Source organism: Caldimonas sp. (assembly GCF_046289365.1).
Taxonomy (GTDB): Bacteria; Pseudomonadota; Gammaproteobacteria; order Burkholderiales; family Burkholderiaceae_C; genus Caldimonas.
In genome coordinates this window covers 1-11,323 of record NZ_JBKBVU010000103.1, presented here as the reverse complement: position 1 = coordinate 11,323, position 11,323 = coordinate 1, and the positions used below count along the sequence as shown (strand labels likewise).

At 68.4% G+C, this 11,323-nt stretch carries 10 protein-coding genes; all 10 read right to left on the bottom strand.

Features of this window, described 5'->3' with window-relative positions:
• The coding region (ftsZ, locus tag ACK42S_RS11190) for a cell division protein FtsZ (RefSeq protein WP_409707125.1) at positions 1-1,015 on the bottom strand (1,015 nt) is incomplete at its 3' end.
• Between the two features lie 72 nt (positions 1,016-1,087).
• Complete coding sequence (gene ftsA, locus ACK42S_RS11185; RefSeq protein ID WP_409707121.1) at positions 1,088-2,317, bottom strand: cell division protein FtsA; 1,230 nt, start codon at positions 2,315-2,317, stop codon at positions 1,088-1,090.
• A gap of 8 nt (positions 2,318-2,325) precedes the next feature.
• Positions 2,326-3,087 (bottom strand): cell division protein FtsQ/DivIB, encoded by a 762-nt coding sequence (locus ACK42S_RS11180; protein WP_409707118.1) that lies wholly within the window; start codon positions 3,085-3,087, stop codon positions 2,326-2,328.
• A gap of 3 nt (positions 3,088-3,090) precedes the next feature.
• Complete coding sequence (locus tag ACK42S_RS11175) at positions 3,091-4,059, bottom strand: D-alanine--D-alanine ligase (protein ID WP_409707115.1); 969 nt, start codon at positions 4,057-4,059, stop codon at positions 3,091-3,093.
• A complete protein-coding gene (murC, locus tag ACK42S_RS11170; RefSeq protein WP_409707112.1) occupies positions 4,056-5,465 on the bottom strand; it encodes a UDP-N-acetylmuramate--L-alanine ligase in 1,410 nt (469 codons plus the stop codon). The genes ACK42S_RS11175 and murC overlap by 4 nt, the downstream gene beginning before the upstream one ends.
• The gene (gene murG, locus ACK42S_RS11165) at positions 5,462-6,547 is read right to left on the bottom strand and encodes an undecaprenyldiphospho-muramoylpentapeptide beta-N-acetylglucosaminyltransferase (RefSeq protein ID WP_409707128.1); all 1,086 of its coding nucleotides are present in this window, start codon (positions 6,545-6,547) and stop codon (positions 5,462-5,464) included. Before murG ends, murC begins: the two co-directional genes overlap by 4 nt.
• Positions 6,548-6,564: 17 nt before the next feature.
• The gene (gene ftsW, locus ACK42S_RS11160) at positions 6,565-7,836 is read right to left on the bottom strand and encodes a putative lipid II flippase FtsW (RefSeq protein ID WP_409707109.1); all 1,272 of its coding nucleotides are present in this window, start codon (positions 7,834-7,836) and stop codon (positions 6,565-6,567) included.
• The gene (gene murD / locus ACK42S_RS11155) at positions 7,833-9,599 is read right to left on the bottom strand and encodes a UDP-N-acetylmuramoyl-L-alanine--D-glutamate ligase (RefSeq protein ID WP_409707106.1); all 1,767 of its coding nucleotides are present in this window, start codon (positions 9,597-9,599) and stop codon (positions 7,833-7,835) included. The genes ftsW and murD overlap by 4 nt, the downstream gene beginning before the upstream one ends.
• Before the next feature lie 23 nt (positions 9,600-9,622).
• Entirely contained in the window at positions 9,623-10,801 is a 1,179-nt protein-coding gene (gene mraY, locus ACK42S_RS11150; protein ID WP_409707103.1) for a phospho-N-acetylmuramoyl-pentapeptide-transferase, read from the bottom strand.
• Positions 10,795-11,323, bottom strand: a 529-nt coding sequence (locus ACK42S_RS11145) for a glutamate ligase domain-containing protein (protein ID WP_409707100.1), incomplete at its 5' end; no start/stop codon positions are given. The genes mraY and ACK42S_RS11145, both read right to left, overlap by 7 nt.

The window sequence follows — 11,323 nt, the reverse complement described above, 5'->3', positions numbered from 1 at the left end:
TGCCGGTGCGCAGCGCCGGCTGCGAGTGCACCACGCTGATGGGGGCCTGCTGGCGGCGCGCCTGGGGCGACAGGCCGGTGGCGATCACGGTGACGCGCAATTGGTCGCCCAGGCTTTCGTCGTAGGCGGTGCCGTAGATGACATGGGCATCCTCGGCGGCGTAGCGGCGGATGGTGTTCATCGCGTTGCGCGACTCGCTCAGCTTGAAGGTGCTCTTGCTGGCGGCGATCAGCACCAGCACACCACGCGCGCCGGACAGGTCGATGCCTTCGAGCAGCGGGCAGGCCACGGCCGCCTCGGCGGCCTTGCTGGCGCGGTCGGGACCACTGGCCACCGCCGTGCCCATCATGGCCTTGCCGGGCTCGCTCATCACGGTCTTCACGTCCTCGAAGTCGACGTTGACCAGGCCGGGGATGTGGATGATGTCGCTGATGCCGCCCACCGCGTTCTTCAGCACGTCATTGGCCTGGCTGAAGGCCTCCTCCTGGGTGATGTCGTCACCCAGCACTTCCAGCAGCTTCTCGTTGAGCACCACGATCAGCGAATCGACATTGGCCTCCAGTTCGGCCAGCCCGGCGTCGGCCTGCTTCATGCGGCGGTTGCCCTCGAACTCGAAGGGCTTGGTGACCACGCCCACGGTCAGGATGCCCATCTCCTTGGCCACCCGGGCGATCACCGGAGCTGCCCCCGTGCCGGTGCCGCCGCCCATGCCGGCGGTGATGAAGAGCATGTGGGCGCCGTCGACCGCCTCACGGATGCGGTCCACCGCCTCCTCGGCCGCGGCCTTGCCGGCCTCGGGCTTGGAGCCGGCCCCCAGGCCGGTGGTGCCGAGCTGGATGAGCTTGTGCGCCGAGGAGCGGTTGAGCGCCTGGGCGTCGGTGTTGGCGCAGATGAACTCCACGCCCTGCACGCCCTGGGCCATCATGTGCTCGACCGCGTTGCCGCCGCCGCCACCCACGCCGATCACCTTGATCTGCGTGCCCAGGTTGAACTCTTCAATCATCTCGATAGCCATGATGAACCTCCTTCGTCGTTGCAGTTGCCATCACACAAGAAACACATGCGGGGTCTTCTTCCGGCCCCACGCTCAAAAATTCCCGATGAACCAGTCCTTCACCCGTCCAAAGAACGACTGCACCGAACCGGCCTGCTGGGCCGCCCGGTGACCGCGCACGCGCGACAGACGCGCCTCCTCCAGCAAACCCATCACGGTGGCCGAGCGCGGATTGGCCACCATGTCATGCAGGGCCCCCGAGTAGGTCGGAATGCCCTTGCGCACGGGCTTGAGGAAGATGTCCTCGCCCAGTTCGACCATCCCGGGCATCACGGCCGAGCCCCCGGCCAGCACGATGCCCGAGGACAGCAGCTCCTCATAGCCGCTTTCTCGGATGACCTGGTGCACCAGCGAGAAGATCTCCTCCACGCGCGGCTCGATCACGCCGGCCAGGGCCTGGCGGCTGAGCATGCGCGGGGCGCGGTCGCCCAGACCCGGCACTTCGACCTGCTCGTCCGGGTCGGCCAGCATCTGCTTTGCCACGCCCGACTCCACCTTGATCTCCTCGGCATCCTTCGTGGGCGTGCGCAGTGCCATCGCGATGTCGCTGGTGATCAGATCCCCGGCGATGGGAATGACCGCGGTGTGGCGGATGGAGCCGTCGGTGAAGATGGACACGTCGGTCGTGCCGGCGCCGATGTCGACCAGGCACACGCCCAGGTCCTTTTCATCCTCGGTGAGCACCGCCGCCGCCGAGGCGCTGGGATTGAGCACGAGCTGCTCGACCTCCAGGCCGCAGCGGCGCACACACTTGATGATGTTCTCGGCCGCACTCTGCGCACCAGTGACGATGTGCACCTTGACCTCCAGGCGCCCGCCGCTCATGCCGATGGGCTCCTTCACTTCGTGCCCATCGATCACGAACTCCTGCGGTTCGACCAGCAGCAGCTTCTGGTCGTTGGGGATGTTGATGGCCTTGGCGGTCTCGACCACGCGCGCCACGTCGATGGGCGTGACCTCCTTGTCGCGCACGATCACCATGCCGGTGCTGTTCTGCCCGCGGATGTGGCTGCCGGTGATGCCGGTGTACACGCGCGTGATCTTGCAGTCGGCCATCATCTCGGCCTCTTTCAGGGCCTGCTGGATGGACTGCACGGTGGCGTCGATGTTGACCACCACGCCGCGCTTGAGCCCGTGGGAGGGAGCCACGCCCAGCCCCGCCAAGCGCAGCTCCCCGCTGGGCAACACTTCAGCGACGACCGCCATCACCTTGGCGGTGCCGATGTCCAGGCCGACGACGAGATCCTTGTATTCCTTGGCCATGAAAATCCTCAATTCCTTGCAGCCGGGGTCGTCTGTGTGGTCACCCCGCGGATGCGCACGGCGTAGCCGTCACGGTGGCGCAGGTCGGCGTACTCGAGCGGTCCGGGGTAGCGTGCGGTGACCTGGCCGATCGTGGCCACCAGCCGATCGATGCGGGCCATCACCTCCTCGGAGCTGCCACGGCCCAGTTCGATGCGCGCGCCATTGTCGAGCTCCGCGTGCCAGTGACCACGTTCGGACAGGCCGAGCTGTACCACCGGCGAGCCCAGGCGGGCCAGCACGGGGGCCACCTCGCGGTACAGCGCCAGCACCCGCGCCGCGCTGCCTTCGGGCCCGATCAGCGTGGGCAGGTTCTCGTCCTCGACATCGCCCAGGTTGGCCTCGAAGACCTCGCCGAAGCTGTTGACGATGCGGTCCTCGCCCTTGGCGCCACGCCAGTAGGCCACTGGCACATGCTCTTCGAGTGTGACGGCCAGCCGGTTGGGCCACACCCGGCGCACTACGGCCTGGCGCACCCAGGGCACGGCCTGGAAAGCCTGCTGGCTGCGCGCAAGATCCATCGTGAAGAGGTTGCCACTCAACCGCGGCAAGGCATTGGCACGGATCGTGGCCGCCGAGTTGCGGGCCACGTCGCCGTCGATGCGGATGGCCCGGATCGAGAACATGGGCCAGCGCACCACCCAGCTTGCCGCCGCCCACAGGAAGACCAGCGCAGCCAGTGCGCACAGCACGGCGGCGGTGGCGTTCATGAGGCGGACGTCCAGCGGCATGGTTCAGTTACCCACACGGTGTTCCAACCCCGCCTGCGACACCAGCCACAGGCAGAGCTGCTCGTAGGACAGCCCGGCGGCACGCGCCGACATGGGCACCAGGGAATGGCCGGTCATCCCCGGCGACGTGTTGATCTCCAGCAGGAAGGGCCGGCGGTCGCTGGCACGGATCATCACGTCGGCGCGGCCCCAGCCGCGGCAGCCCAGGGTGCGGTAGGCCTGCACGACGATGCGCTGGATCTCGCGTTCTTCCGCCTGCGGCAGGCCGCTCGGGCAGTGGTACTGCGTGGTGTCGGTGAAGTACTTGTTCTGGTAGTCATAGTTGCCCTCGGGCGCCACGATGCGGATCACTGGCAGGGCCTGGGCCGAGACCCCCTCGCCCAGCACCGGGCAGGTGGTCTCGTCGCCGGCGATGAATTCCTCGCACAGCACCTCGGGGTCGTAGGTCGCAGCCAGGGCATAGGCGGCGTCACACTGCTCGACGCGCTCCACCTTGGTCAGACCGATGGTGGAGCCTTCGCGCGCAGGCTTGACGATCATCGGTGCGCCCAGGGCCTGCAGGGCGGCACGGGTTTCCTCGGCGCTGCCCACCAGGCGCCAGTCGGGCGTGGGCAGGCCCTCGAAACGCCAGACGCGCTTGGTCATGATCTTGTCCATCGCCATGCTGGAGGCCATCACGCCCGAGCCGGTGTAGGGGATACGCAGCAGTTCCAGCGCGCCTTGCACCGTGCCGTCCTCGCCGAAGCGGCCGTGCAGGGCGATGAAGCAGCGCGCGAAGCCTTCGCGCTTGAGCTCGCACAGGTCGCGCTCGGCCGGATCGAAGGGGTGAGCATCGACCCCCTGGGACTGCAGCGCCTGCAGCACGCCGGTGCCGGACATCAGCGAGACCTCGCGCTCGGCCGACAGGCCGCCCATCAGCACGGCCACTTTGCCCAGCGCCTTCACATCAATGGAAGACAGGTCGAACTTCATGCGGATTCCTTCAACAACTCCAGCACCTGGGCCGGCACCCCGCCGATGCTGCCCGCCCCCATCGTGATGACCACGTCGCCGTCACGCGCATGGTCGACGATGGCCTGGGCCATGTCGCCGATCTCATCGACGAAGACCGGATCGAGCTTGCCGGCCACACGCAGGGCGCGTGCCAGCGAGCGGCCGTCGGCGGCCACGATGGGCGACTCGCCGGCGGCATAGACCTCGGTGAGCAGCACCACATCGGCACCCTGGCCGATGACTTTGACGAAGTCTTCGAAGCAGTCGCGCGTGCGGGTGTAGCGGTGCGGCTGGAAGGCCAGCACCAAGCGGCGGCCCGGGAAGGCACCGCGCGCGGCCGCCAGCGTGGCGGCCATCTCGACGGGGTGATGGCCATAGTCGTCGATCAGCGTGAAGTGGCCGCCCCCCGTGGCCGGCAGGTCACCGTAGCGCTGGAAGCGCCGGCCCACCCCCTTGAACTCCGCTAGGGCCTTCAGCACCGGGGCATCGGGCAATTCGAGTTCAGTGCACACGCCGATCACGGCCAGGGCATTGAGCACGTTGTGTTCACCCGGCAGGTTGAGCGTGACCTCGAGATCGGGCATGGCCACACCGTTGCGGCGTTGGCAGGTGAAGTGCATGCGAGCACCCTCGGCACGCACGTCGACGGCGCGCACCTGCACGTCCGGACCGAAGCCGTAGGTGACCACCGGGCGCGAGATCATCGGGATGATGGAGCGCACGCCAGGGTCGTCGGCACACAGGATGGCCGCACCGTAGAAAGGCATGCGGTGCAGAAAGTCGACGAAAGCCGCCTTCAGCCTCGCATAGTCGTGGCCGTAGGTCTCCATGTGGTCGGCATCGATGTTGGTGACGACCGAGACGATGGGCATCAGGTTCAGGAAGGAGGCATCGGATTCGTCGGCCTCGACGACGATGTACTGCCCCGACCCCAGGCGGGAATTGGCGCCGGCGCTGTTCAGGCGCCCGCCGATCACGAAGGTGGGATCGACGCCGGCCTCGCCCAGCGCGCTGGCCACTAAGCTGGTGGTGGTGGTCTTGCCGTGCGTGCCGGCGATCGCGATGCCCTGCTTCAGGCGCATCAGCTCGGCCAGCATCACCGCGCGTGGCACCACCGGAACACGGTGCGCGCGGGCAGCGATCACTTCGGGGTTGTCGCCGCGCACCGCCGTGGAGGTGACGATGGCGTCGGCCCCGGCGATGTTCTCGGCATCGTGGCCGATCATCACCTTCAGACCCAGGGCCGCCAGGCGACGCACCGTGGCACTGTCGCTCTGGTCCGAACCCGAGACGGTGTAGCCCAGGTTGAAGAGCACCTCGGCGATGCCGCTCATGCCGGCGCCCCCCACGCCGACGAAGTGGATGTGTTTGACGGCGTGTTTCATCGTGCACCTCCGCGGTGGGCATGCACCAGCTTTTCGATTTCGTCGGCCACGCGGGCCGCGGCGCGCGGACGGGCCAGGCTGCGGGCCTTGCGTGCCATGGTTCTGAGGGTCTCGCGGTCCAGGCCGCGCAGGACCTCGGCCAGGCGCTCGGGCGTAAGTTCGGCCTGCGGCAGGTGCAGCGCCGCACCGTGCTGGGCCATGTACTGGGCGTTGTCGCGCTGGTGCGAGGTGGTGCTCGCCAGCAGCGGCACCAGCACGCTGGCCACGCCGGCGGCGCACAGCTCGCTCACGGTGACCGCGCCGGCGCGGCAAACGACCACGTCGCACTCGGCCAGCCGTCGGGCCATGTCGTCGATGAAGGGCAAGACCTCAACATCGCGGTCGGGGTCCAGACCCTCGGCCTGGTACAGCGCTTTGACCGCATCGCGGTTGAGCGCGCCGGTCTGATGGACCACGCTCGGGCGTTCCTCGGCCGCAATCCGCGCCACAGCCTTGGGCATGATCTCGTTGAGCACGCGCGCGCCCAGGCTGCCGCCCACCACCAGCACACGCAGCGGGCCTTCGCGGCCGGCCAAGCGCTCCTCGGGGCCCGGCAGGGCTTCGATCTCTTCACGCACCGGGTTGCCGGTGACCACCGCCCGCTTCGTCTTCGTGGCGGCCGCCCCATCGAAGCCAAAAGCCACGGCATCGGCCACCGGCAGCAGCGCACGGTTGCTCAGCAGCAACGAGGCATCGGCATTCACCAGCACCAGCGGCTTCAGGCGTGCCGCAGCCATCACGCCGCCGGGGAAGCACACATACCCCCCCATGCCCAGCACGGCGTCGGCTCTGCGCTGGCCCAGGATGCGCCAGCACGACACGAAGGCGGCCAACAGGCGCAGGCCACCGGTGAGGGTGTGCCACCACCCCTTGCCGCGCAGGCCCGTGAACCCGATGGTGTCCAGCGCGATGCCGGCCGCCGGCACCAGGCGGTTTTCCATGCCGGTGGTCGTGCCCAGCCAACTCACGCTCCAGCCGCGGCGCTGCATTTCCTGCGCCACGGCCAGGCCCGGAATGATGTGACCACCGGTGCCTGCGGCCATGATGACGAGGTGATGGGTCACGTCCGACCTCCCCTCATGAGCTGCCTGTTTTCGATGTCGATGCGCAGCACGACGGCGATGGCGATGCAGTTCATCAGGATGGCCGAGCCGCCATAGCTCAGCAGCGGCAAGGTCAGGCCCTTGGTGGGCAGCACTCCCAGGTTCACGCCCATGTTGATGAAGGCCTGCCCGCCCATCCAGATGCCGATGCCCTGCGCCAGCAGACCCGAGAAGACACGGTCGAGCGCAATGGCCTGGCGGCCGATGTGGAAGATGCGCCGCGTGAGCCAGAAGAAGGCGAAGATCACGGCGGCCACGCCGATGAAGCCCAGCTCCTCGCCGATCACGGCCAGCAGGAAGTCGGTATGGGCCTCGGGCAGGTAGTGCAGCTTTTCCACACTGGAGCCCAGCCCCTGGCCGAAGATCTCGCCGCGACCGAAGGCGATCAGCGAATGCGAGAGCTGGTAGGCCTTGCCCAGGGTGTAGGCTTCGTTCCACGGGTCGAGATAGGCGAAGATGCGTTCGCGCCGCCATTCGCTGACGCTGATCATCACAACGAAGGCCGCCACGATGAGCGCGGCCATCAGGAAGAACATGCGCCCGTTCACGCCCCCCAGGAAGAGGATGCCCATTGCGATGGCGGCGATCACCATGAAGGCCCCCATGTCGGGCTGGGCCAGCAGCAGCACGCCCACCACCACCAGCGCGGCGGCCATCGGCGCCACGGCCTGGAAGAAGCGCTGTTTGACGTCCATCTTGCGCACCATATAGCCTGCGGCGTACATCGCGATTGCGAGCTTGGCCAGTTCCGAAGGCTGGAAGTTCAGAAAGCCCAGCGGGATCCAGCGGCGCGCACCGTTCACGCCCTTGCCGATGAAGGGCAGCAGCACCACCGCCAGCAGCACCAGGGCTCCCACGAACAGCCAGGGCGCATGCTTTTCCCAGGCCTGCATCGGGATCTGCAACACCACGAGGCTGGCGACGAAGGCCAGCCCGATCGACAGTGCATGGCGCACGAGGAAGTGCGTGGAGGCATAGCGCGCAAAGCGCGGATTGTCGGGCAGGGCTACCGAGGCCGAATAGACCATCACCAGGCCCAGCGCGAGCAGGGCCACGACCACCCACACCAGGGTCTGGTCGAATCCTCGCAGACGGACGGGCCGGCCGGTGGCCACCCAGTCGCGCACCGGCACGTCGCGACCCTTCCTGCCGCCGGCCGCCGGCCACAGTGATGCCAGGCGCGCCTTGAAAGCGTCCCAGCCGCCGGTGGTGCGCGAGGTGGCAGTCACACCATCTCTCCCCGCTCATCGGCCAGCGCCCGCACGGTGGCCATGAAGACTTCAGCGCGATGACCGTAGTTGCGGAACATGTCCAGGCTCGCGCAGGCCGGGCTCATCAGCACGACGTCGCCGGGCTCGGCGCGTTCGGCACAGCCGCGCACCGCGGCTTCCAGGGAGTCGAAGCGCGCCAGTGTGACACCAGTGGCGGCCAGCGCGCACTCCAGGGCCGGGGCATCGCGCCCGATCAGCGCCACGAAGCGTGCGTGACGCGAGACGGGGTCGGCCAGCGGTGTGAAATCCTGTCCCTTGCCGTCGCCGCCCAGGATCACGAGCAGCCGACGACCTTCCCGGTCGGCCCCCAGCCCCGTGAGCGCGGCCACCGTGGCGCCGACGTTGGTGCCCTTGCTGTCGTCGACGTAGTCCACACCAGCCACCGTGGCCACGTGCTGGACGCGGTGGGGCTCGCCGGCATACTCGCGCAGGCCATGGAGCATCGGGGCCAGCGGGCAGCCGACGCTGGTGGCCAGCGCCAGGGCGGCCAAAGCATTGGCCGCGTTGTGACGGCCGCGCACGCGCAACGCATCGGCCGGCATCAGGCGCTGGATGTGCAGTTCCTCGCCAGCGTCGTCCTTGCGACGACGGGCCGCCTTCTGGGGCTCGTCGGAGGCCATCGCCCGCACCAGCCAAGCCATGCCGCCCTCCACGACCAGACCGTAGTCACCGGGATGGGTGGGGGCGTCCAGACCGAAGCGCACCACCTGCCGTTCGATGAGCTTGGCCGAGCGCCCTTTGCCGACGGTCTGGGGCGCCGGCACCATCGCCTCGACCCGGGGATCGTCGCGGTTGATGACCATCACCGCCTCACGGCCAAAGATGCGCGCCTTGGCCGCCGCGTAGGCGTCCATGCTGCCGTGCCAGTCCAGGTGGTCCTGGCTGAGGTTGAGCACGGCCGCGGCGCTGGGCTCGAAGCCTTGCACCCCGTCGAGCTGGAAGCTCGACAGCTCCAGCACCCACACCTCGGGCAGGTGTTCGAACACCGGCGGCGGGGGCGGGGGCGGCACGATCCGCAGCGCCGGCTCGTCCTCGCCCGTGAGCGCCGCGACGGCCTCGAGCGTCTCTTCGATATGGCGTTCGGCCTCGTGGATGGCCTCGACGGCCTGGGTGTCGTCGTCCACCGCGCCGGCGTCCTCGGTCGGCGCCGAGACCTGAAGCGGCGGCTCCGGGACCGTGTCCTGCACGACGTCGGCCGGCACCTCGGGCTCGAGGTCGAGGGCACGGCCCAGGGTGTCGAGCATCGTGGGCCCGATGTTGCCGGCCGTGGCCACGCGGCGGCCGGCGCGCTCGATCAGCAGTGCGGCCATCGCGGTGGTGGTGGTCTTGCCGTTGGTGCCGGTGACGGCCACGATCTTGGGCGCATAGCGGCGCTCGGCCCTCAGGTCGGCCAGCGCGCGGGCGAAGAGGTCAAGCTCACCGTGCACCGGCACGGCCCGGCGGGCCGCCTCGGCCAGCAGCCCCTGCAGTCGCTCGTCGTGCGGGGACAGGCCGGGGCTCTTGAGGATGCGCTGCACCCCCTCGACCAGCGCAGGAACGGCCTCGCCCGAGAGCAATTCGACCTGGGGCAGTTCCTGGCGCAGCGCCTGCGCCTGGGGCGGCTGCTCGCGCGAATCCCAGACCTTCACCCGGGCGCCGCAGCGCACGCACCAGCGCGCCATGGCCAGGCCCGAAGCGCCCAGCCCCAGCACGAGAACGGTGATGCCTTGCAGATCCTTCATGGCGAGTGTTCGATGTTCTTGGTTCAGCGCAGCTTGAGCGAGGCCAGTCCCACCAGGCACAGCAGCATGGTGATGATCCAGAAGCGCACCACGACCTGCGTCTCGGTCCAGCCGGACTTCTCGAAGTGATGGTGCAGCGGCGCCATCTTGAGGATGCGCCGGCCCTCGCCGTACTTGCGTTTGGTGTACTTGAAATAGACGACCTGCAGCATCACGGACAGGGCCTCGACGACGAAGATGCCACCCATGACGGCCAGCAGGATCTCCTGGCGCGTGATGACTGCGATCGTGCCCAGGGCACCGCCCAGGGCCAGGGCCCCGACGTCGCCCATGAAGACCTGGGCCGGGTGCGTGTTGAACCACAGGAAGGCCAGCCCCGCGCCGGCCATCGCCGCGCAGAAGATCAGCAACTCGCCCACGCCGGGGATGTAGGGAAAGAGCAGGTAGCGCGAATAGACCGCATTGCCCACCACATAGGCGAACACGCCCAGGGCCGACCCCACCATCACCACCGGCATGATGGCCAGGCCGTCCAGGCCGTCGGTGAGGTTGACGGCATTGCTCGATCCCACGATGACCAGGTAGCTCAGGATGATGAAGCCCCACACACCCAGCGGATAGCTCACCGTCTTGAAGAAAGGCACGAAAAGATCGGCATTGGGGGGCAGAGGGTTGGCAAAGCCCGACTGCACCCAGCGCACGAAGAGTTCGAGCACGCGCAGGTTGGACGACTCGGACACCGCGAAGGCCAGATAGGTGGCCGCCACCAGACCGATGAGCGACTGCCAGAAATACTTCTCGCGCGAGCGCATGCCCTCGGGGTTCTTCTGCACGACCTTGCGCCAGTCGTCGACCCAGCCGATGGCGCCCATGCCCAGTGTGACGAGCAGCACGATCCAGACGAAGCGATTGGACCAGTCGAACCAAAGCAGCGTGGACACCGTCACGCCCAGCAGGATCAGCACGCCACCCATGGTGGGCGTGCCCCGCTTGGACAGGTGGGCCTGCACACCGTATTCGCGGATGGGCTGGCCGATCTTCAACTCGGTGAGCTTGCGGATCACCCAGGGGCCAAAGACCAGGCCGATGAGCAGCGCCGTCATGGCCGCCATTACCGCGCGGAACGTGAGGTACTGCACCACACGCAGGAAACCGAAGTCGGGCGACAGCCCCTGCAGCCATTGCGCCAGCGTGATCAGCATGGCAGATCCTTTCCCTGCGCGCCGCCGCGGTCCTGCGGGCGTGCCGTATCGTCGTGCACCACAGCAGCCAGGGCCTGCAGCGCCTGCACCACCTGTTCCATCTTCATGAACCGCGACCCCTTGACGAGCACGCTGCGCGCGCCGCCGGGCCGCTGACCCAACGCCGCCACGGCATCGGCGGTGGACGCGAAATGCACGGCTGCCCCGCCATAAGCGCGGGCGGCATGCAGGCTCAGCGCTCCCACCGCCCACAGCGTCTCGATGCCGCGTTCGCGCGCGTAGCCCCCCACCTCCGCATGGAAGGCCGGGCCCTGGTCGCCCACCTCGCCCATGTCTCCCAGCACCAGCCAGCGCGGCGCGGGCAGCTCGGCCAGCACGTCGATGGCGGCGCGCACGGAATCGGGGTTGGCGTTGTAGCTGTCGTTGACCAGCAGCAACGGGGCCCCGTCGAGCACGAGCGCCTGCAGTTGCGAGCGGCCGCTCACCGGCACGAACCGCTCGAGCCCCTGCGCGATCGCCTGC

Coding starts and splice junctions, on each gene's coding strand:
- ACK42S_RS11180 (WP_409707118.1), bottom strand. CDS start 3,087: ATGCCGCTGGACGTCCGCCTCATGAACGCCACCGCCGCCGTGCTGTGC.
- ACK42S_RS11175 (WP_409707115.1), bottom strand. CDS start 4,059: ATGAAGTTCGACCTGTCTTCCATTGATGTGAAGGCGCTGGGCAAAGTG.
- ftsA (WP_409707121.1), bottom strand. CDS start 2,317: ATGGCCAAGGAATACAAGGATCTCGTCGTCGGCCTGGACATCGGCACC.
- murG (WP_409707128.1), bottom strand. CDS start 6,547: ATGGCCGCAGGCACCGGTGGTCACATCATTCCGGGCCTGGCCGTGGCG.
- mraY (WP_409707103.1), bottom strand. CDS start 10,801: ATGCTGATCACGCTGGCGCAATGGCTGCAGGGGCTGTCGCCCGACTTC.
- murD (WP_409707106.1), bottom strand. CDS start 9,599: ATGAAGGATCTGCAAGGCATCACCGTTCTCGTGCTGGGGCTGGGCGCT.
- murC (WP_409707112.1), bottom strand. CDS start 5,465: ATGAAACACGCCGTCAAACACATCCACTTCGTCGGCGTGGGGGGCGCC.